The sequence below is a fragment of the Streptomyces sp. SAI-135 genome, from assembly GCF_029893805.1.
GTDB lineage: Bacteria > Actinomycetota > Actinomycetes > Streptomycetales > Streptomycetaceae > Streptomyces.
Genome location: NZ_JARXYP010000002.1, coordinates 8201930 through 8223302, shown reverse-complemented (window position 1 = coordinate 8223302; position 21373 = coordinate 8201930). Strand labels below are relative to the sequence as shown.

At 71.4% G+C, this 21373-nt stretch carries 17 protein-coding genes; 10 read left to right on the top strand and 7 right to left on the bottom strand.

What is annotated here, in order from left to right; genetic code table 11:
• Positions 1-119 precede the first annotated feature (119 nt).
• Genes M2163_RS41615 through M2163_RS41605 form a run of 3 tightly spaced genes read right to left on the bottom strand, consistent with a single transcriptional unit; the run spans position 120 to position 3641 of the window.
• Complete coding sequence (locus tag M2163_RS41615; RefSeq protein ID WP_280847674.1) at positions 120-1094, bottom strand: ABC transporter permease; 975 nt, start codon at positions 1092-1094, stop codon at positions 120-122.
• Positions 1087-2127 (bottom strand): ABC transporter permease, encoded by a 1041-nt coding sequence (locus M2163_RS41610; RefSeq protein WP_280896622.1) that lies wholly within the window; start codon positions 2125-2127, stop codon positions 1087-1089. The genes M2163_RS41615 and M2163_RS41610 overlap by 8 nt, the downstream gene beginning before the upstream one ends.
• Positions 2124-3641 (bottom strand): sugar ABC transporter ATP-binding protein, encoded by a 1518-nt coding sequence (locus M2163_RS41605; protein WP_280896621.1) that lies wholly within the window; start codon positions 3639-3641, stop codon positions 2124-2126. The genes M2163_RS41610 and M2163_RS41605 overlap by 4 nt, the downstream gene beginning before the upstream one ends.
• Positions 3642-3915: 274 nt before the next feature.
• On the opposite strand from M2163_RS41605, the gene rhaI reads away from it, so the two are divergent.
• The 6 genes from rhaI to M2163_RS41575 all read left to right on the top strand — a co-directional run bounded on the left by rhaI (position 3916) and on the right by M2163_RS41575 (position 11618).
• Positions 3916-5076, top strand: coding sequence for an L-rhamnose isomerase (rhaI, locus tag M2163_RS41600; RefSeq protein ID WP_280896620.1), 1161 nt, complete (start codon positions 3916-3918; stop codon positions 5074-5076).
• 114 nt (positions 5077-5190) lie between these two features.
• On the top strand, positions 5191-7230 hold the full coding sequence (locus tag M2163_RS41595) for a bifunctional aldolase/short-chain dehydrogenase (protein ID WP_280847678.1): 2040 nt from the start codon (positions 5191-5193) through the stop codon (positions 7228-7230).
• Positions 7227-8663, top strand: a complete 1437-nt coding sequence (locus tag M2163_RS41590; protein WP_280896619.1) for an FGGY-family carbohydrate kinase — start codon at positions 7227-7229, stop codon at positions 8661-8663. Before M2163_RS41595 ends, M2163_RS41590 begins: the two co-directional genes overlap by 4 nt.
• 71 nt (positions 8664-8734) lie before the next feature.
• Positions 8735-9490 (top strand): (Fe-S)-binding protein, encoded by a 756-nt coding sequence (locus M2163_RS41585; RefSeq protein WP_280896618.1) that lies wholly within the window; start codon positions 8735-8737, stop codon positions 9488-9490.
• Positions 9487-10965, top strand: a complete 1479-nt coding sequence (locus M2163_RS41580; RefSeq protein ID WP_280847681.1) for a LutB/LldF family L-lactate oxidation iron-sulfur protein — start codon at positions 9487-9489, stop codon at positions 10963-10965. Before M2163_RS41585 ends, M2163_RS41580 begins: the two co-directional genes overlap by 4 nt.
• On the top strand, positions 10962-11618 hold the full coding sequence (locus M2163_RS41575; protein WP_280896617.1) for an LUD domain-containing protein: 657 nt from the start codon (positions 10962-10964) through the stop codon (positions 11616-11618). Before M2163_RS41580 ends, M2163_RS41575 begins: the two co-directional genes overlap by 4 nt.
• On the opposite strand, the gene M2163_RS41570 is transcribed toward M2163_RS41575, so the two are convergent.
• The 3 genes from M2163_RS41570 to M2163_RS41560 form a co-directional block, all read right to left on the bottom strand.
• The gene (locus M2163_RS41570; RefSeq protein ID WP_280896616.1) at positions 11591-14560 is read right to left on the bottom strand and encodes an alpha-L-rhamnosidase; all 2970 of its coding nucleotides are present in this window, start codon (positions 14558-14560) and stop codon (positions 11591-11593) included. The genes M2163_RS41575 and M2163_RS41570 overlap by 28 nt on opposite strands.
• Before the next feature lie 145 nt (positions 14561-14705).
• Entirely contained in the window at positions 14706-15305 is a 600-nt protein-coding gene (locus M2163_RS41565; protein WP_280896615.1) for a hypothetical protein, read from the bottom strand.
• A 44-nt stretch (positions 15306-15349) separates the two neighbouring features.
• Complete coding sequence (locus tag M2163_RS41560; protein ID WP_280896614.1) at positions 15350-15994, bottom strand: hypothetical protein; 645 nt, start codon at positions 15992-15994, stop codon at positions 15350-15352.
• Between the two features lie 141 nt (positions 15995-16135).
• On the opposite strand from M2163_RS41560, the gene M2163_RS41555 reads away from it, so the two are divergent.
• The 4 genes from M2163_RS41555 (at position 16136) to M2163_RS41540 (ending at position 20569) form a co-directional block, all read left to right on the top strand.
• The gene (locus M2163_RS41555) at positions 16136-16921 is read left to right on the top strand and encodes an ABC transporter ATP-binding protein (RefSeq protein WP_280896613.1); all 786 of its coding nucleotides are present in this window, start codon (positions 16136-16138) and stop codon (positions 16919-16921) included.
• Positions 16922-16924: 3 nt separating this feature from the next.
• Positions 16925-18235 (top strand): FtsX-like permease family protein, encoded by a 1311-nt coding sequence (locus M2163_RS41550; RefSeq protein WP_280896612.1) that lies wholly within the window; start codon positions 16925-16927, stop codon positions 18233-18235.
• A 133-nt stretch (positions 18236-18368) separates the two neighbouring features.
• Complete coding sequence (locus M2163_RS41545; protein ID WP_280854014.1) at positions 18369-19226, top strand: MoxR family ATPase; 858 nt, start codon at positions 18369-18371, stop codon at positions 19224-19226.
• Positions 19223-20569: a VWA domain-containing protein gene (locus tag M2163_RS41540; RefSeq protein WP_280896611.1), complete on the top strand. Its 1347-nt coding sequence runs from the start codon at positions 19223-19225 to the stop codon at positions 20567-20569. The genes M2163_RS41545 and M2163_RS41540 overlap by 4 nt, the downstream gene beginning before the upstream one ends.
• 39 nt (positions 20570-20608) lie before the next feature.
• On the opposite strand, the gene M2163_RS41535 is transcribed toward M2163_RS41540, so the two are convergent.
• A complete protein-coding gene (locus M2163_RS41535; protein WP_280896610.1) occupies positions 20609-21310 on the bottom strand; it encodes an SDR family oxidoreductase in 702 nt (233 codons plus the stop codon).
• Between the last annotated feature and the right edge of the window lie 63 nt (positions 21311-21373).

Sequence of the window (21373 nt, the reverse complement as noted above, 5' to 3'; positions counted from 1 at the left end):
ACGGGTCCTTTGTGACGGAGGTGAACGGTTGCGCCCCTCAGGGGCGCGGGACTGTAGCGATGTGCGGCTCCCGCCGCGCGGGCGCGACCGGCCACGACGGACCGGCAGCTGCATCACGGTCATCCAGCGGAGCGTGCCGCCCTCGCAACCGCGATCTGCCGTGCGACCCGCGGGCCGAGCACGGAGAGGACGAGCAGAACGCCGGTGACGACGATCTGCGACTGGGCGGAGACGTCCTGGAGGCTCATCACGTTCTGCAGCGCGCCCAGCAGGAAGACTCCCGCGATCGCGCCGCCGAGCGTGCCCTTGCCGCCGTCGAAGTCGATGCCGCCCAGCAGTACGGCCGCCACGACGGACAGTTCGAGCCCCGTGGCGTTGTCGTAGCGGGCGCTGGCGTAGTGCAGTGCCCAGAAGATGCCGGTGAGGGAGGCCATCAGGCCCGTCACCGTGAACAGGACGAGCTTCTGGCGCTTGACCCGGATGCCCGCGAACCGCGCCGCCTCCTCGCTCGCGCCGGTCGCGAACACCGACCGCCCGAACGGCGTGGCGTGCAGGACGACCACGGCGATCGCGAGCAGCACGAGGAAGGGGATGAACGCCTGCGGGACGAAGGTGTCCCCGATGCGCCCGGCCGCGAAGTCCAGGTACTGGGTCGGGAAGTCGGTCACCGCGTCGGAGCCGAGCACGATCTGTGCGATGCCCCGGTAGGCGGCGAGGGTGCCGATGGTGACGGCGAGCGAGGGCAGTCCGAGCCGGGTGACGAGCAGGCCGTTGACCAGCCCGCAGACCACGCCGAGCAGCAGGCAGATCGGGATGATCACCTCGATGGTCAGGCCCTGGTTCCACAGGGCGCCCATCACCGCGCCGGACAGACCGGCGGTGGAGGCGACGGAGAGGTCGATCTCGCCGGAGACCACGAGCATGGTCATGGGCAGGGCGATCAGCGCGATGGGCAGGGTGTTGCCGATCAGGAACGACAGGTTCAGGGCGTTGCCGAAGCCGTCGACGGTGCCGAAGGACAGCAGCAGCACCACGATGAGGAGAGTGCCGACGACCGTGTCCCAGCGGATCGCACGGCTGAGGGACTCAGGCATGGCGGGCGTTCCTCTTCTTCAGGGCGGAGGCCACGCGCAGCGCGACGACCCGGTCGACCGCGATGGCGAGGATGAGCAGGATGCCGTTGATGGCGAGCACCCAGACCGAGCTGACGCCGAGGGCGGGCAGCACGCTGTTGATGGAGGTCAGCAGCAGGGCGCCGAGGGCCGCGCCGTAGACGCTGCCGGAGCCGCCGGTGAAGACGACACCGCCGACCACGACCGCGCTGACGACGGTGAGTTCGTAGCCGGTGCCGGTCCCGGAGTCGACGTTGCCGAACCGGGCGAGGTACATCGCTCCGGCGAGGCCGGCGAGGGCGCCGCAGAAGGTGTACGCGGCCAGGATCCGCTTGAGCACCGGGATGCCGGCGAGCCGGGCGGCCTCGGGGTTGGAGCCGAGTGCGTACAGCTCGCGTCCGCTGCCGAAGTGCTTGAGGCAATAGGCGGTGGCGACGAGCACCGCGAGCGCGATCAGGGCCAGCCAGGGCACCGCGGAGATGCCGCCGGAGCCGAAGTTCACGAAGCTGTCCGGGAGGTCGGCCGCCGTGATCTGGCGGGAGCCGACCCAGATGGAGTCGATGCCCCGGATGATGTAGAGGGTGCCGAGGGTGACCACCAGCGCGGGCACCTGGCCGAGGCTGACGAGCAGGCCGTTGAGCAGGCCGAAGCCGATGCCCAGCAGGACCGCGAGCACGATCGCCACGACGGGGTTGCCGCCGCCCTGGAGGTAGGTGCCGGCGGCGAAGGCGCTGATGCCGAGGGTGGAGCCGACCGAGAGGTCGACGTTCCTCGTGATCACGACCAGCGACTGGCCGGTGGCGACCAGCACCAGGATCGTGGCGTTCAGCAGCAGGTCCTTGATGCCCTGCTCGGTGAGGAAGTCGCTGTTCCCGATCTGGGTGACGACGATCATCACCAGGAAGACGACCAGGATGGCCAGCTCACGCATCTTGAAGACACGGTCGACCAGGCGGGTGCCGCTGGACTTGGGTACGTCGGTCACGGGGGCCTGGTGGGGAGTCGTCACCGTCATGCGGCGGCCCTCCCGGTGGCTGCGGCCATCACGGTTTCCTCGGTGGCGTCGGAGCGCGGGATCTCGGCGGTCAGGCGGCCCTCGTGCATCACCAGCACGCGGTCGGCCATGCCGAGGATCTCGGGCAGGTCGGAGGAGATCATCAAGATGGCCACCCCGTCGGCGGCCAGCTCGCTCAGCAGCCGGTGCACCTCGGCCTTGGTGCCGACGTCGATGCCTCGGGTCGGCTCGTCGACGATGAGCACCTTGGGGCCGGTGGCCAGCCACTTGGCGAGGACGACCTTCTGCTGGTTGCCGCCCGACAGCGTGTTCACGGTGTCGGCGATCCGGGCGTACTTCACCTGGAGCTTGACGGCCCAGTCGAGGGAGCGGCTGCGTTCGGCGCCGCGGTCCATCAGGCCCGCCCTGACGGTCGTGCGCAGTCCGGTGAGGCCGATGTTGCGCTCGATGGACATGTCCATCACGAGGCCCTGGGCGCGCCGGTCCTCGGGGACCAGGGCGAGGCCCGCGGCCATCGCGGTGGAGGGCGCGCCGTTGACCAGCGCCTTGCCGCCCACGGAGACCTCTCCGGCGTCCCAGCGGTCGATGCCGAACACCGCTCGCGCGACCTCCGTACGGCCCGCGCCGACGAGGCCCGCGAGACCGACGATCTCGCCCTGCCTGACCTCGAACGAGACGTCGGTGAAGACGCCCTCCCGAGTCAGCCGGCGCACCGTGAGCGCGACCTCGCCGGGGCGCACGTCCTGCTTGGGGTAGAGCTCGTCGAGGTCGCGGCCGACCATGCGGCGGACCAGGTCGTCCTCGGTCATGCCCTCGATCGGCTCGCTGGAGATCCAGGCGCCGTCGCGCAGGGTGGTGACCGTCTGGCAGATCTGGAAGATCTCCTCCAGGCGGTGCGAGATGAACAGCACCGCGGCACCCTGCTCGCGCAGCGCCTTGACCACGCCGAAGAGGCGGGCCACCTCGCTGCCGGTGAGGGCGGCCGTGGGCTCGTCCATGATCAGGACCCGGGCCTCGAAGGACAGCGCCTTGGCGATCTCGACGATCTGCTGGTCGGCGATGGACAGGCCGCGCGCCGGGCGTTCGGGGTCGAGCTCGACCCCGAGGCGCTGCATCAGGGCCAGGGTCGCGGTGTGGGTCGCCTTGTGGTCGATCCGGCCGAGGGCGCGCCGCGGCTGGCGGCCCATGAAGATGTTCTCGGCGATCGACAGGTCGGGGAAGAGTGTGGGCTCCTGGTAGATCACGGCGATACCGGCGTCGCGTGCGTCGCCGGGACCGTGGAAGACGACCGGCTCGCCGTCGAGCAGTACCTGGCCGGTGTCCGGCCGGTGCACTCCCGCGAGGGTCTTGATGAGGGTCGACTTGCCCGCGCCGTTCTCGCCGGCGAGGGCGTGCACCTCCCCGGGGAACAGCTCCAGGGAGACGTCCCGCAGGGCGCGAACCGCACCGAAGGACTTCGAGATGTCCCTGAGCGCGAGAACCGGGGCCGGACCCGTGGTGGACGGGTGGGTCATTGGGGGCTCCTCGACGACGCCGGCGGGACGGCCCTCACGGCGTCGTGAAAGGTTTCAACTTGGTTGCCGGGACGTTAGACACGGAGCGCATGTCACGTCAATGGGTTCGTGTCGAAAAACTTTCGATGAACTCAGGTCACGGCCGGGTCACGAGCAACAGCCTTGGTCGCAGGGGTTGACACCCCTGCCAGGTCGCCCTACTTTCCCGTCTTGAATCGTTTCACAGTGAAGCAGTTCGGAACCCCTCAAGACCCGACGTCACAGGAGCCCTCAAGTGACCGAGCTCGCCGCGGTGAAGGCCGCTCTCAAGACCCAGGCCGTCGAGACGCCGTCGTGGGCGTACGGGAACTCCGGAACCCGCTTCAAGGTGTTCGCCCAGCAGGGCGTACCGCGTACCCCGCAGGAGAAGCTGGAGGACGCGGCGCAGGTGCACGCGTTCACCAGGGTGGCCCCGACCGTCGCCCTGCACATCCCGTGGGACAAGGTCGAGGACTACGCCGCGCTGGCGAAGTTCGCCGAGGAGCGGGGCGTGAGGCTGGGCGCCATCAACTCCAACACCTTCCAGGACGACGACTACAAACTGGGCAGCATCTGCCATCCGGACGCCTCGGTGCGGCGCAAGGCCCTCGACCACCTGCTGGAGTGCGTCGACATCATGGACGCGACCGGCTCCCAGGACCTGAAGCTGTGGTTCGCCGACGGTACGAACTATCCCGGCCAGGACGATCTGCGGGCCCGGCAGGACCGGCTGGCCGAAGGTCTGGCCGAGGTGTACGACCGGCTGGGTGACGGGCAGCGGATGCTGCTCGAGTACAAGTTCTTCGAGCCGGCGTTCTACTCGACCGACGTGCCGGACTGGGGCACGGCGTACGCGCACTGCCTGAAGCTCGGGCCCAAGGCGCAGGTCGTCGTCGACACCGGGCACCACGCGCCCGGCACCAACATCGAGTTCATCGTCGCCACGCTGCTGCGGGAGGGCAAGCTCGGCGGGTTCGACTTCAACTCGCGGTTCTACGCCGACGACGACCTCATGGTCGGGGCGGCCGATCCCTTCCAGCTCTTCCGGATCATGTACGAGGTCATCCGGGGCGGCGGTTTCACGCCCGACGTGGCGTTCATGCTCGACCAGTGCCACAACATCGAGGCGAAGATCCCGGCGATCATCCGGTCCGTGATGAACGTGCAGGAAGCCACGGCGAAGGCGTTGCTGGTCGACCGGGATGCCCTTGCGGTGGCTCAGCGCGAGGGGGATGTGCTGGAGGCGAACGCGGTGCTGATGGACGCGTACAACACGGATGTGCGGCCGCTGCTCGCCGAGGTGCGCGAGGAGCTGGGGATCGACGCGAATCCCATCGCCGCGTACAAGCGGTCCGGGTGGGGCGAGAAGATCGTGGCCTCACGGGTCGGTGGGGAGCAGGCCGGGTGGGGCGCGTAAGCGTCTGCCGGGTTCTGTCGTAGGCGGGGTGCGGGTCCGTTGTGGCTGGTCGCGCAGTTCCCCGCGCCCCTAGGGAAGCAATCTCACCCTCTTTTCAGTAAGGACTGGACGTTCATGGCACTCCACCCCGAAGCCGCCGCCCTTCTCGCCCGTTCCCGTCGGCTGGGCTCGGACCCCCGTAACACCAACTACGCCGGGGGCAACGCGTCCGCCAAAGGCACCGATGTCGATCCCGTCACCGGGGGTGACGTCGAACTGATGTGGGTCAAGGGGTCCGGCGGTGACCTCGGGACGCTCACCGAGGCCGGGCTCGCCGTGCTGCGGCTGGACCGGATGCGGGCGCTCGTCGACGTGTACCCGGGGGTGGAGCGCGAGGACGAGATGGTCGCCGCGTTCGACTACTGCCTGCACGGCAAGGGCGGGGCGGCTCCCTCCATCGACACCGCCATGCACGGGCTCGTCGAGGCCGCGCACGTCGACCACCTGCACCCCGACTCCGGTATCGCGCTCGCCTGCGCCGCCGACGGGGAGAAGCTGACCGCGGAGTGCTTCGGCGACACCGTGGCCTGGGTGCCGTGGCGGCGGCCCGGCTTCCAGTTGGGGCTGGACATCGCCGCCATCAAGGCGGCCAACCCGCAGGCGATCGGGGTTGTCCTCGGCGGGCACGGCATCACCGCCTGGGGCGACAGTGCCGAGGAGTGCGAGAAGAACTCGCTGCACATCATCCGGACCGCCGAGAAGTTCCTGGAGGAGCGCGGCAAGGCCGAGCCCTTCGGGCCCGTCGTCGAGGGGTACGGCGCACTCGGCGAGGCCGACCGCAGGGAGCGGGCCGCCGCGCTCGCGCCGTACGTCCGCGCGATCGCCTCCCAGGACAAGCCGCAGGTCGGGCACTTCAACGACTCGGAGCCAGTGCTGGAGTTCCTGGCCCGCGCCGAGCACCCGCGGCTCGCCGCCCTCGGCACCTCCTGCCCCGACCACTTCCTGCGGACCAAGGTGCGGCCGCTCGTCCTCGATCTGCCGCCGACCGCTCCGCTGGAGGAGGCCGTCGCGCGGCTCGGCGAGCTGCACGCCGAGTACCGCGAGGAGTACGCCGCCTACTACCGGCGGCACGCCCTGCCCGACTCCCCGGCGATGCGCGGCGCCGACCCGGCGATCGTGCTGATCCCGGGTGTCGGCATGTTCTCCTTCGGCAAGGACAAGCAGACCGCCCGGGTCGCGGGCGAGTTCTACGTCAACGCGATCAACGTGATGCGGGGCGCCGAGGCGGTCTCGTCGTACGCGCCCATCGAGGAGTCCGAGAAGTTCCGCATCGAGTACTGGGCCCTCGAGGAGGCCAAGCTCCAGCGGATGCCGAAGCCCAAGCCGCTCGCGACGCGAGTCGCGCTGGTGACCGGCGCCGGCAGCGGGATCGGGAAGGCCATCGCGCAGCGGCTGGTCGCCGAGGGCGCGTGTGTCGTCGTCGCCGACCTCAACGGCGAGAACGCGGCCGCGGTCGCCGAGGAGCTCGGCGGCAGCGACAAGGCCGTCGCCGTGACCGTCGACGTGACGGACGAGGAGCAGATCGCCGGGGCGTTCAAGGCCGCCCTGCTGGCCTTCGGCGGGGTGGACCTCGTCGTCAACAACGCCGGCATCTCCATCTCCAAGCCGCTCCTGGAGACCTCCGCCAAGGACTGGGACCTCCAGCACGACATCATGGCGCGCGGTTCCTTCCTGGTGTCGCGGGAGGCGGCCCGGGTGATGATCGCGCAGAAGCTGGGCGGCGACGTCGTCTACATCGTCTCCAAGAACGCCGTGTTCGCCGGGCCCAACAACATCGCCTACTCCGCCACCAAGGCCGACCAGGCCCACCAGGTGCGGCTGCTGGCCGCCGAGCTGGGCGAGCACGGCATCCGCGTCAACGGCGTCAACCCGGACGGTGTGGTGCGCGGCTCCGGCATCTTCGCCGGCGGCTGGGGCGCCCAGCGGGCGGCGACCTACGGGATCGAGGAGGAGAAGCTGGGCGAGTTCTACGCCCAGCGGACCATCCTCAAGCGCGAGGTGCTCCCCGAGCACGTGGCCAACGCCGTGTTCGCGCTGACCGGCGGGGAGCTGACGCACACCACCGGGCTGCACGTCCCGGTCGACGCCGGCGTCGCGGCCGCCTTCCTGCGATGAGCGGGGCCGTGAAGTCGTACGCCGCGGTCGACCTCGGCGCGTCCAGCGGACGTGTCATGGTCGGCCGCGTGGGCCCCGACAGCCTGGAGCTGTCCGAGGCCCACCGGTTCGCGAACCGGCCGGTCCGGCTCCCGGAGGGCCTGCGCTGGGACATCCTCGCGCTGTACGGCGGTGTCCTGGACGGGCTGAGGGCGGCCGGCCAGGTCGACTCCGTCGGCATCGACAGCTGGGCCGTGGACTACGGGCTGCTGGACGCCGACGGGGCGCTCATCGGCAACCCGGTGCACTACCGGGACTCCCGTACCGAGGGGGTCGCGCAGAAGGTGTGGGCGACCGTGCCCGCGCCCGAGCTGTACGCGGCGACCGGCATCCAGTACGCGCCCTTCAACACGCTGTACCAGCTCGTCGCCGAGCGACTCACCGGCGCGCGCAGGCTGTTGCTCATCCCCGATCTGCTCACCTACTGGCTGACCGGCGAGCAGGGCACCGAGCTGACCAACGCCTCGACCACCCAGCTGATCGATCCCCGGACGCGCGGCTGGTCGTACGACCTCGCGGAACGGCTGGGCATCGACCTGGAGTTGTTCGCGCCGCTGCGGCAGCCCGGTGATCCGGCCGGTCTGCTGCGGCCCGAGGTGCTGGAGGAGACCGGTCTCGCGGGGCCCGTGCCGGTGACGGCCGTCGGGTCGCACGACACCGCCTCCGCGGTGGCCGCCGTGCCCGCCTCCGGTGAACGGTTCGCCTACATCTGCACCGGCACCTGGTCCCTCGCGGGCCTCGAACTGGACGCGCCGGTGCTGACGGAGGAGAGCCGGGCCGCCAACTTCACCAATGAGCTGGGGCTCGACGGCACGGTCCGGTATCTGCGGAACATCATGGGGCTGTGGCTGCTCCAGGAGTGCGTACGGGCCTGGGGTGACCCGGACCTGGGTGAGCTGCTGGCGGAGGCGGCCGAGGTGCCGGCGCTGCGGTCGGTCGTGGACGCGGGGGACGCGAGGTTCCTCGCGCCGGGCCGGATGCCGGAGCGGATCGCCGAGGCGTGCCGTGCCTCGGGGCAGCCGGTGCCGGTGACACCCGCCGAGGTGACCCGCTGCATCCTCGACTCGCTGGCCCTCGCCCACCGCAAGGCGGTCGAGGAGGCGCAGCGGCTGGCCGACCATCCCGTCGACGTGGTGCACGTCGTCGGGGGCGGTACGCGCAACGCGCTGCTGTGCCAGCTCACCGCCGACGCCTGCGGGCTGCCGGTGGTGGCGGGGCCGACCGAGGCGGCCGCGCTCGGCAACGTCCTGGTCCAGGCGCGGGCCCACGGGCTCGTGAGCGACCTCGCGGACGGGCGCGCTCTGCTCACCCGGACCCAGCGGCTCACGCGGTACGAACCCCGGGGCGACACCGCGCGCTGGCGCGAGGCCCAGGCCCGGCTCGGCGGGAACTGACCGCGGCCTCCCCCGGGCTCCCGTCCCGGACTACGCTTCACTCATCCGATGACCGACCACAAGGAGCCGCGATGCGTGTCGCCCTGTTCCTGACCTGTGTCAACGACACGCTCTATCCGGACACCGGGCGCGCTGTGGTGAAACTGCTGACCAGGCTGGGCGTTGACGTCGACTTCCCGATGTCCCAGACCTGCTGCGGGCAGGCGCACTACAACACCGGCTACCGGCACGAGGCGGAGCCGCTGGCCCGGCATTTCTCCGATGTCTTCCGGGACTACGAGGCGATCGTGACACCGTCCGGATCGTGCGGGGCGATGGTGCGCGAGCTGTACCCGCGGATGGGTGAGCGGGCCCGGGCCGAGGGGCGCGGGGAGGGCCTCGCGGCCACGCTGGCGCCCGTGGTGCCCAAGACGTACGAGCTCACGGAGTTCCTGGTGGACGTGCTGGGGGTGACGGACGTCGGGGCGCACTACCCGCACACGGTGACGTACCACCCTACCTGTCACGGGCTGCGCGGCCTCGGGCTCGGAGACCGGCCCCGGCGGCTGCTCCAGGCGGTCAAGGGGCTTGAGCTGAAGGAGCTTCCGGGCGCCGGCGAGTGCTGCGGCTTCGGCGGCACCTTCGCGCTGAAGAACTCCGATGTCTCGGCGGCGATGGGTGCGGACAAGGTGCGCAACGCCGAGTCGACGGGCGCCGAGGTGCTGTGCGCGGCCGACAACTCCTGTCTGATGCACATCGGCGGCACGATGGGCCGGCTGGAGTCGGGCATCCGGCCGGTGCACATCGCGGAGATCCTGGCGAGCACGGAAGAGGAGCCGGCCGTATGAGCGGGACGTTCGTAGGGATGCCGGCCTTCCCCGAGGCCGCGCACGAGGCAGTGCACAACCAGACCCTGCGCGGCAACCTGCGCCACGCCACGCACACCATCCGCGCCAAGCGGGCGAAGGCGGTCTCCGAGGTCTCCGACTGGGCGGAGCTGCGCGAGGCGGGCAAGCGGATCAAGGACCACACGCTGCGCCGTCTCGACCACTACCTCGTGCAGTTGGAGGAGTCGGTGGTGGCGGCGGGCGGCACCGTGCACTGGGCCGCCGACGCCGACGAGGCCAACGAGATCGTGACCCGGCTCGTCAAGATGACCGGCGAGTCGGAAGTCGTCAAGGTCAAGTCGATGGCCACGCAGGAGATCGGGCTCAACGAGGCGCTGGAGGCCGAGGGCATCCGGGCCTACGAGACCGATCTCGCCGAGCTGATCGTGCAGTTGGGCAAGGACCGGCCCTCGCACATCCTGGTCCCGGCGATCCACCGCAACCGGGGCGAGATCCGGGACATCTTCGAGCGCGAGATGAGCGAGTGGGGCCGCCCGGCCCCCGAGGGCCTCACCGACACGCCCGCCGAACTGGCGGAGGCGGCCCGGCTGCATCTGCGGGAGAAGTTCCTGCGGGCCAAGGTCGGCATCTCCGGCGCCAACTTCATGGTCGCCGACACCGGCACCCTGGTGGTGGTGGAGTCCGAGGGCAACGGACGGATGTGCCTGACCCTGCCCGAGACGCTGATCTCGGTCGTCGGTATCGAGAAGATCGTGCCGACCTGGCAGGACCTGGAGGTCTTCCTCCAGACCCTGCCCCGCTCCTCGACCGCCGAGCGCATGAACCCGTACACGTCCACCTGGACGGGCACGACGGACGAGGACGGCCCGCAGAACTTCCATCTGGTGCTGCTCGACAACGGCCGCAGCGACACCCTCGCCGACGAGGTCGGGCGCCAGGCCCTGCGCTGCATCCGCTGCTCGGCCTGTCTGAACGTCTGCCCGGTGTACGAGCGGGCAGGCGGGCACGCCTACGGCTCGGTCTACCCGGGCCCGATCGGTGCGATCCTCAGCCCCCAGCTGCGGGGCACGGCCAGCGAGATCGACGCCTCCCTGCCGTACGCCTCCTCGCTGTGCGGGGCCTGTTACGAGGTGTGCCCGGTCGCCATCGACATCCCCGAGGTGCTGGTGCACCTGCGCGAGCGGGTCGTCGAGGGCGGGCCGGTGGTCCGCGAGGGCAACAAGGTGGTGCTCAAGCCCGCCAAGGGACACGCGGCCGAGCGGGCGGCGATGCGGGCGGCCCGCTGGGCGTTCACCCACCCCGGGGTGCTGCGCACCGGACAGCGGGCGGCCTCACGGACCCGGCGTCTGCATCCCCGCACACTGCCGGGTCCCGGCCGGGCGTGGAGCGACACCCGGAATCTGCCGCCGGTGCCCGCGGAACCGTTCCGCGACTGGTGGCAGCGCACGAACGGCGGCAAGGAGGGCGGCAAGTGAGCAGCAGGGAGCGGATCCTGGGCCGGGTGCGGCGCGCACTGGCCGACGCGCCGGGCGAGGACGTCCCGGTCGAGCGCGGGTATCTGCGGGAGCACGGCGACCGGAGCGTCGAGGAGACGGTCGAGCTGCTGGCCGAGAACCTCGCCGACTACCGGGCGATCGTGCACCGCTGCACGGCCGCCGGCCTGCCGGCGACACTCGCCGGGATGCTGGCGGCCCGGGGCGCGAAGACGGTCCTCGTGCCCCCCGGCCTTGAGCCGGCGTGGCTCGCGGACGCCGGCACCGAGCAGGTCCCGGACCGGGCCGGAAGCACCCCGCACGAACTGGACCGGGTCGACAGTGTCGTCACGGCGTGCGCGGTGGCCGTCGCCGAGACCGGCACCCTGGTGCTGGACGGCGGCCCGGACCAGGGCCGCCGCCGCATCACCCTGGTCCCGGACCACCACATCTGTGTCGTGCGCGTCCCGGACCAGGTGGTCTCCTCCGTGCCGCAGGCACTGGAACGGCTCGACCCGGTACGCCCGTTGACCTGGATCTCCGGTCCTTCGGCGACCAGTGACATCGAGCTGGACCGGGTCGAGGGGGTGCACGGTCCGCGCACCCTGGAGGTGGTGCTGGTGGGCTCTCAGCCGAGCGAGGACGTCAACTCGTAGGATCCCGAGGGGAGTTCATAGGAGGCGACGCCGTCCTCGAAGCCCAGGTACGCCACCTCCCCGACCTGTGCCAGGGGTGTGCCGCCCTCGCGCACGGAGTCGGGGTCGGCCGTGGGCACGCGCAGGGTCGCGGTGCTGTTGGCGGGGACCGCGACCCGGTGCGTGAACGTGCTGTCCCGGACCGTCCATGCGCTGACGATCTCGCCGTACGGCGACCGGTGCGAGCCGGTGACCCGGGTGATCCTGCCGGTCGGGTCGAGGTGGGGCCGCAGGAAGAAGTGCTTGAAGCCCGGGTGGGCCGCGTCCTTGGCGATGCCGGCCATGCTCTCGTACATCCACTCCATGATCGCGCCGTAGGCGTAGTGGTTGAAGGAGTTCATCTCGACCGGCCCGAAGCCGTCCTCCCTCGCGTACGAGTTCCAGCGCTCCCAGATGGTGGTCGCGCCGTTGCGCACCGAGTACAGCCAGGACGGCATCGCGTCCTGGTGGAGCACCTCGTAGGCCAGGTCGGCGTGTCCCTCCTCGGTGAGGACCGGGGCCAGGACGTTCACCCCGAGGAAGCCCACGGAGAGGGTGTTCTCGGCGTACTCGACGCGGGTGCTGTCGGGGTGGGCGGCCTTGTAGTGGGCGGAGTTGCCGATGTTCTGGACGAGGAGATCGACGATCGCGCGCCGCTGGGCGTCGGTGTCGTACAGGCCGAGCTTGAGGACCCAGAGCAGGGCGGTCTGGCTGTCGTCCTCGGTCCGGGTGGGGCTGCCGCCGGGTGTCCACGGCGGCGGGGAGCCGAGGCTGGAACGGACGGTGAGGCGACCGCCGTCGGTGCTCAGGTACTTGGTGACGAAGGCCCGCTTGATGCGGGCGAAGAAGTCCTCGTAGGTACGGGCCTCGGCGGTGCGGCCGGTGGCGCGGGCCATGTCGGCCATGAGCCGGGCGCTGTAGGCGTAGTAGGCGTCGCTGACCAGCTGGGTGCTGGTGACCTGGAAGGCCAGCCAGTCGCCGAAGATCGCTCCTTGTCCGGCCCAGGTGTCGCCGGTGCGCGCCCGGATCCAGTCCATGTAGGCCGTCATGGCGTCCCAGCTGCGGTCGACGACGGTGGGGTCGCCGCTCATCTGCCACACCGTCCAGGGCAGCACGACCCCGCAGTCCGCCCAGCCGCTCGCCGGGTCCGGATCGTTGTAGCGGGCGCCGGGGGCGATCCAGGTGAACTGGGCGCCGTCCGCGCCGTAGGTGCGCTGCGAGTCGATCAGGGTGTCCTGGAAGTGGCTCAGGAAGGCGACCGAGTCGGCGTTGTAGAGCCCGGTCTGGGCGAAGACCTGGGTGTCGCCGGTCCAGCCGCAGCGTTCGTCGCGTTGCGGGCAGTCGGTGGGGATCCAGAGGTAGTTGCCGCGCTGGCCCCAACGGACGTTGCTGATCAGCTGGTTGACGTCGGGGGCGTCGGTGGTGACGTCCCCGATGTCCTGGAGGGCGGAGGTGGCGACCTTGCCGGTCAGTCCGGTGAGGGTGACCGTCTCGGACGTGGTGACGCAGATGTGGCGGAAGCCGTAGAAGGTCAGGGAGTCCTGGTGGGTCTCGCCCTGCGGGTCGCCCTTGAGGATGTAGGTGCTGGTGGCCTCGGCGGTGCGGAGGTTGGCCCGGTAGACGGAGCCCGGGGGGCCGTCCGCGCCGGCGCCGGCGTCGTTGAGCATCTCCCCCGGCCGGAAGGCGACTTCGGCTCCGGCGGGGCCCCGGAGGGTGTAGCGGAGGACGCCGACCATGTTCTGGCCGAGGTCGAACACGGCGGTCTCGCCGGGGTTCAGGGTGAGGGGGGCGGTGGCGGCCTCGCCGGGGTCGGTGACGGTGCGGGCGGGGTCGGCGACGGGATCACCGTCACCGGTGTACACGGTGATCGTCCGCGGCCCGCGGTCCCACCGGGGCATCAGCCGGGCCGACTCGCCCGGGTAGGCGACCAGTCGGGAGCCGGGGAACCGGGTGGTGAAGTCGTGTTCCTCGGTCGCTGACCAGGCGGAGGTGTCGAAGCCGTTCGCGGTCCAGCCGGGCAGTTCCCGGCGGGCGTCGTAGGTCTGGCCGTCGTAGATGTCGTCGGCGCGGTACGGACCGCTGTCCGTGGCCCTCCAGTCGTCGCCGGGCGTGGTCACGACGGTCTGGGCCGAGCCGTCCTCGTAGCGGATCAGGAGCTTGGCCTTGAGGGCCAGGGGGTTGCCGGCCTCGGAGTAGTAGACGCTGTTGGCCGAGACGCGGCCGTTGTACCAGCCGTTGCCCAGGACGGCGGCGAGGGTGACCTGCGGCTGCCCGGCCAGCAGGTCCGTCACGTCGTAGGTGAAGTAGCTGACGGTGGTGTCGTAGTTGGTCCAGCCCGGGGTGAGGAGTTCGTAGGTGGTGCCGCCGTCCTGGGGCACGCCGACCCGGTGTCCGTTGACGTGGACGTCGTACACGCCGAGCGCGGAGACGTAGAGCCGGGCCTCGCGCACCCGGCCGGGCCGGAGGGAGGTCTGCCTCCGCAGGAGCGGCGCGCCCGCGCTGTTCGGCGCCTTGCCCGCCATGCAGATCCACCGCGCGCCGTCCCAGCCGGTGACGCCGTCGGTGCTGAGCAGGCCGGTCTCGAAACGGGCCACCGGAGCGTCGGGGAGCCTGCGGCCGTGCTCGTCCCAGACCTGGACCGTCCAGTGGTAGCGGGTCGAGGCGTGCAGCTCGGGGCCCGCGTAGCGCACGGCCACCGAGTCCGGCGCGTCGGTCCGGCCGCTGTCCCAGACGTCCGCGCGGCCCTCGGCCGGCAGACCGGGGCTGGACGCGACCAGGATGCGGTACGCCGTCTGCCGCCGGCCGCGCACCTTGGACGCGGTGCGCCAGCCGAAGCGCGGCCGGGCCGCGTCCGCGCCGAGCGGATCCGTGCGGTGCTCCACCGTGAGGCCCTCGACGGCGGTGGGGTGGACTCCGTCGGTCATGCCGTGGTCCCTTCGGCGGCTCGGGGTTGTATCGATTCAGTCGGTCCGGCGGTTGAAGCTACTGGCGAATACAGCGGGTGTCCACTGTCCGCGGCGTGGATTGAACCGTTCAAAGACCTGACGGACCTTCTGGGCCGCGGCCGGGTCAGCTGTAGACGATCGGGCAGCCGCGGCGCAGGCAGTGCTGGGCGGCGCGCAGGTACAGGGCGACGTAGAACGCGGCGTCGAGGTCCTCGGCCCAGGGTCCGGGACGCGCGGCAGCGACCCGCTTCGCCTCGCCGTCCAGGAACCACATGGTGAGGTCGAGGTTGTCGCAGGCCTCGGGTATCTGATCCACCGGCAGGCCGACGGCCCGTGCGAGCCGTTCGGCGAGGGCGAGCACCCGCGGGGCACCGGCGACCATCGTCGTGTCGGCGTAGGAGTTCTCGACCGGCAGCCAGATCTCCTCCTCCAGTGCGAACGGCACCAGGAGCGACCAGCCGCAGATCACCTCGTACTCCTCCTGCGACAGATGCGCGAGGCACAGTGCCCCGAAACCGTCCATGGGAGGCACCAGCTTCTCCTCGAACGAGAGGCCCGCCCCGCGCACCGCCCGCTCCGGCTCCTCCGGTACGGACGCGTACGGCGGCAGGCCCCGCCGGCTCAACTCCTCGTCGAGCGCCGCGGCGAGGGTGCCCCGGCCGCCCTCGTCCTCGTCCGCGTCGAACCACTCCCGCGCGCCCACGCTCACCAGATAGATCCCCATGCGCCGAAGTTACAGCGCCCCACCGACAACGCCTCCGCGTCCCCTCAGGGGCCGGTCAGCAGGAGCGTGGGCAGGGTGTCCTCCAGGATCCGCTCGCGGGGCAGGGTGAGGCCGAAGTGCCGCTGGAGCACCTCCAGGCACGCCCGGTGCACGACACGGTGCTCCAGGTCGTCGTCGGGAAGCCCGGCGGCGGTGAGCCGCTCCTGGACGGCGGCGGTCACCCCGGGATCACCCTCGGGACCGCCGCCGCCCCAACTGCCGTCCAGGTGCAGGTTGAACGCGCACATCAGGTTCTCGTCGTGGCGGTAGGCGAAGTGCGGGGGCACCGGCTTGCCGTTCTCCTCCTCGTACTCCAGGTGGTAGACGTGCAGACCGCCGCGGTCGACCGGCCGGCTGCCGGTGCCGAACTCGCCCTGCCAGCCGCCGTACTTGATGACGTACGACCACTCGTCGAGCTCGCCGTGGCGCAGGGCGATGCCGCCCAGGACGTCTCCGTACAGGCCTTCCAGCAGATCCTGCACCTGGCGGCCGGTGAGTTCGCCGATGGAGCGGGGCCGGCAGGGCCGGTGAGCGGTCTCGGCGACGCGCCTCGCCAGCGATTCCGATTCGAGGTCGAGGGCGATCACCACGCTGTAGCCGCCCCAGGCGATGGACTGCGGCTGGGCGAGCCAGGCTATTCCGTCGGTCATGACGGTCAACCCTGCCGTATCCACCGGGGGGTGTCACTGAGTGCACCCCGGAAGACGGGTTCTGCGCCCCCTGTGCCCCGGCCCGCGGCTCCGTAGCTTCTTCAGCGAGGCACACCGCGTGCCGGACGAAGGGGGACGAGGATGTTTCGCACAGGTTCACGAGGCGCGCCCGACGCGGGACCCGCCGCGGAAGCGCTGCGGCTGGTGAAGGTCACCAGGACCTACGGCACGGACGACAGTGCCGTGACCGCCCTGGACGGGGTCACCCTGAGCCTCGGCCGGGGCACCTTCACCGCGGTGATGGGGCCGTCGGGGTCCGGCAAGTCCACGCTGCTGCAGTGCGCGGCCGGTCTGGACCGGCCGGACAGCGGGATCGTACGGGTGGACGGCACGGAGCTGACCGGTGGCGGCGAGGCGGAGCTGACGAGGTTCCGGCGCGGGCGGGTGGGGTTCGTGTTCCAGCAGTACAACCTGCTGGAGACGCTGACCGTCGCACAGAACACCGTCCTGCCGCTGAAGCTGGCCGGCCGGCGGATCGACCGGCGGCGGGTCACGGAGGTCCTCACGGCCGTCGGTCTGGGCGACCGGCTCGGCCACCGACCCGACCAGCTCTCCGGAGGTCAGCGCCAGCGTGTGGCGATCGCCCGTGCGCTGGTCTCGGACCCCCGGGTGATCTTCGCGGACGAGCCGACCGGCGCCCTGGACACCCGCAGCGCGCGGGACGTGCTGCGGCTGCTCCAGGAGGCGGTACGGGTGCACGGCCGGACCGTGGTGATGGTGACCCACGACCCGGTCGCCGCCTCCTTCGCCGACTCCGTGCTGTTCCTCGCGGACGGCCGGCTCGCGGGCCGGATGGAGGCGCCGACACCGGCGGCGGTGGCCGAGCGCCTCGCGCACCTGGGCGACGACGTGACAGCGGAGGTCTGAGCGATGTTCATGCTGGCGATGCGGTCGATACGGCAACGGCCCGGACGGTTCGTCTCGACCCTGCTGGCCGCCTTCCTGGGCGCGGGGGTCGTCATGACGTTCAACTCGCTGTACGACACGGCGAACCAGCCGGGTGTCGACCCGGTGAGCTCGGACACCCTGACCCTGTCCGCGAGTGTGGTCGGCGGCTACGGCACCCTCCTGGTGTTCTTCGCCGTGGCGTCGACCCTGACGGTCAACGTCCGTCAGCGGGCGGATGAGCTGGAGCTGCTGCGCTGTTCGGGGGCGACACCGGGTCAGATCAGGCGGATGGTCGTGGGCGAGGCGGTGGCGGTCGCCCTCGCCGGTGCCGTGCCGGCGATCGGTGCGGCGGTGCTCGGCGGGCGGGCGCTGCTGGACGTCTTCCGGGACAGCGGTCAGGTCGCGGAGAACGTCGAGCCCTCCTTCGGTCCCGTCGCGCTGCTGTCGGGCACCGTCATCACGCTGGCCGCGGCGGCGGGCGCCGCCTTCCTCGCCGTACGACGGGCCACGCGCGGGCCCCGGCAGCAGGGCCGGGCGCGCACGTTCCTCGCGTACGCAGCGCTCGGCGCCGGGGCCGTGTCGGTGACGTCCATCTTCGCCTTCTCGGCGACGGACGAGGCGCTCATGGCGACACCGGCGTACGGGGCGATCCTGCTGTCGGTGGGGTGCGCTCTGCTCGCGCCGCGGCTGCTGAGGGGTGTCCTGGACCGGCTGCCGCTGAGCGGTGCGAGCGGCTGGCTGGCCGTGCGGAACCTGCGCCGGCGGGCGGACCACGTCTCCGGGATCCTGATGTCGCTGATCCTGTTCACCGCGGTGTCCGTGGCCACGCTGTACATGCAGGGTGTGGAGAGCGACGCCATGACGGCCTCGGGCGCGGTCAGGACGGTCGACGCGAAGAACCTTCAGACGCTGAACCTCACGGTCGTCGGCATCATCGTGGTGTTCGTGTGCGTGATGCTGGTCAACTCGCTGTACGCGGCGACGACCTACCGCGGCGAGGAGTTCGGCCGGCAGCGGCTGGCCGGGGCGAGTCCGGGGCAGGTGCTGGGCACGGTGGGGGTGGAGGGGCTGATCCTCACCGCGGTCGGGCTGTTCTTCGGGACGGTGGCGGCGCTGGCCGGGATCATCCCGTTCACCGCCGTCCGCACCGACTCGGTGCTGCCCCACCAGGGGCTCGGCATCTGGCTGGCGGTGGTGGCGATCGCGGTGGCCGCGACGATCGGGACGAGCCTGGCCACGGCCCGCGGGGTGCTGCGTACTCCCGCGGTTAAGGCGGTGGGCCCTGCCGCGTGAGAAGCCCTGCGGGCGACGGGCGTCACTTCGGTGACGCCCGTCGCCGTGCGCTCTCCCACCCCGTGACAGAACCGGTGAACAAGCGCTTAGATAGTCGGCGGAACGAGTTCGCGCCGCCCGGGAGGCCCCGTTGCTGTTCACATCCGTCGACGACGTCTCCGCACGCCTCGCCGAGACCGGTTACCTCGCCTCCCCCGCGGTCGCCACGACCGTCTTCCTCGCCGACCGGCTCGGCAAGCCGCTCCTGGTCGAGGGCCCCGCCGGGGTCGGCAAGACCGAGCTGGCCAAGGCGGTGGCCGAGGTCGCCGGGGCGCGACTGGTCAGGCTCCAGTGCTACGAGGGCGTGGACGAGTCCCGGGCGCTGTACGAGTGGAACCACGCCAAGCAGCTGCTGCGCATCAGCGCCGGCCGCGACGAGACCTGGGACGAGGCCCGCACGGACATCTTCAGTGAGGAGTTCCTGCTCTCCCGGCCCCTGCTCACGGCGATCCGCGGCGACGAGCCCAAGGTGCTGCTGATCGACGAGACCGACAAGGCGGATGTCGAGGTGGAGGGCCTGCTCCTGGAGGTGCTCAGCGACTTCCAGGTCACGGTCCCCGAGCTGGGCACGATCACCGCGTCCCGCCGGCCCTTCGTCGTCCTCACCTCCAACGCCAGCCGCGAGCTGTCGGAGGCCCTGCGCCGGCGCTGTCTGTTCCTGCACATCGGGTTCCCCGAGCAGGAGCTGGAGCGGCGGATCGTACGGCTGAAGGTGCCGGGCCTCGACGAGACGCTGGCGAAGTCCGTGGTACGGGTCGTGGGGGCGCTCAGAGCCATGGACCTGCGCAAGGTGCCCTCGGTCGCGGAGACCATCGACTGGGCCCGGACGCTGCTCGCGCTCGGTGCGGACCACCTCGACGAGACGGTCGTACGGGACAGCCTGGGGGTGCTCCTCAAGCACCAGGACGACATCCTCAAGGCCGGGGCCAAGCTCGACCTGGACGCGGTGTGAGCACCGCCGAGCGGCTCACCTCCCTGGTCGGCGCCCTGCGCGCGCACGGGGTGCGGATCGGGACGGGTGAGACGGTGGACGCGGCGCAGGCGGTCGAGGCGCTCGGACTGTCCGACCGCGAGCTGCTGCGGGAGGGGCTGGCGGCGACCCTGCTGCACAGCACTGCCCAACGGCAGGTGTTCGACCCGGTCTTCGATCTGTACTTCCCGCGGGGTGTCGGCGCGCCCGGCACCGGCCCCGCGGACCGGGAGGAGCTGCGCGAGCGTCTTGCCCGGGCGCTCGCCACGAACGACGAGACGCTGATGGCGCGCCTCGCGGCGGAGGCCGTCGACGGGTTCGGCGGATACGGCAACTCCCCTTCCTCGGACGGCTGGTCGTCGTACCAGACACTGGACCGGCTGCGTCCGCAGACCCTGCTCGCGCGCGTCCGGGACGACGTGCGGGGGCGGCAGGGCATGTCCGGGTTCACGGACCGGCTCCTGGAGGACGAGATCCGGCGGCGCATCGAGGCGTTCCGCGCGCTGGTGGCGGCGGAGGCCCGGCGGCGGGTCGCGGAGCGGCGCGACCGGGACGAGATCGCGCGGCGGGCGGTGGCCCCGACGACCGACCGGGTCGACTTCCTGTTCGCCGGCAAGGACCGGCTGGCCGAACTGCGGCGCACGGTACAGCCGTTGGCCCGCAAGCTCGCCACCCGGCTCGCGGCCCGTCGCCGTCGTGCCGCCCGGGGCAGTATCGATCTGCGGCGGACCCTGCGCGGTTCGCTGTCGACGGGCGGGATGCCGATGAAGCCGGTACTGCGCAGGCGCCGGCCGGCCCGGCCCGAACTGGTGCTGCTGTGCGACGTGTCCGGCTCGGTGTCGGGGTTCTCGGACTTCACGATGCTGCTGGTGCAGGCGCTGCACGACCAGTTCGGCAAGGTGCGGGTGTTCGCGTTCGTCAACCGCCTCGACGAGGTCACCCCGCTCCTGCGGCACGGCGCGGCCGACCCGGAGGGGCTCGGCGCCCGCATCCGGGCCGAGGCCACGCTCACGGGGTGGCACGGCAGCAGCGACTACGGTGTGGCGCTGGGCGAGTTCGCGTCGCTGTACGGGGACGCGCTGAGCCCGCGCACCACGGTGTTCGTCCTCGGCGACGCCCGCACCAACATGAGCGACCCGAACCTGCCCGCCGTCCGCGAGATCACCGAACGGGCGCGCCGCGTCTACTGGTTGAACCCGGAGGCACGCGCCCAGTGGGGCACGGGCGACTCGGCCGCGTACGAGTACGCCGAGCTGGTGGAGATGCACGAGTGCCGCAACGTCCGCCAGCTCAGCGCCCTGGTGGGGCGGCTGCTGCCGATCTGACCCCCGCCCCTCGGGCGAGGCGAGGGCCCCGCAGGTGGCTCAGGCCGCCAACTGCGGGTACAGCGCGCCGAGATCCGCCGCGAGGCCCGCCTTCACCTGGCGGGACAGATCGTCGGCGAGGACCTCGAAGGCGCCGGACTCGATGCCGTCGAGGGCCTGCGCGGCCACGCTCTCGGGGGTGACCTTCGGGGCGTCGATCCTCGCGGTCATGTCCGTGTCGACGTATCCGACGTGCAGTCCGGTGACCTCGATGCCGCGCGGCTTCAGGTCCAGGCGCAGGGAGTTGGTCTGGGACCACAGGGCGGCCTTGGAGGCGCTGTAGGAGCCGGCGACGCCGAGCCAGGACAGCACCGAGTGGACGTTGAGGATGTGGCCGCCGCCGTTGCGTTCGATGACCGGGACGAAGGCGCGGGTCACGAGGAGCGGGCCGTAGAAGTTGGTCTCGAACTCGCGGCGGACGTCGTCGACGGGGGCGTCCAGGAAGTTCGCGCTGACCGCGGCGCCGGCGTTGTTGATCAGGAGGGTGACGTCCTGGGCCTGTTCGGCGGCGGCCGCCACGGAGGCGGGGTCGCTCACCTCCAGGGCCAGCGGCACCGCGTCGGGGTGGGTCACGGTCCGCGGGTCGCGGGCAGTGGCGTACACCTTCTTCGCGCCGCGCTCGTACAGGGCGGTCACCAGGGCCCGGCCGATGCCGCGGCTGCCGCCGGTGACCAGGGCGACGGAACCTTCGATGGTGGTCATGGGAGTCTCCGGGAACGTCGAGAAACCGATTGGTTTACCTACGTCCCGTAGCGTAAACCGATC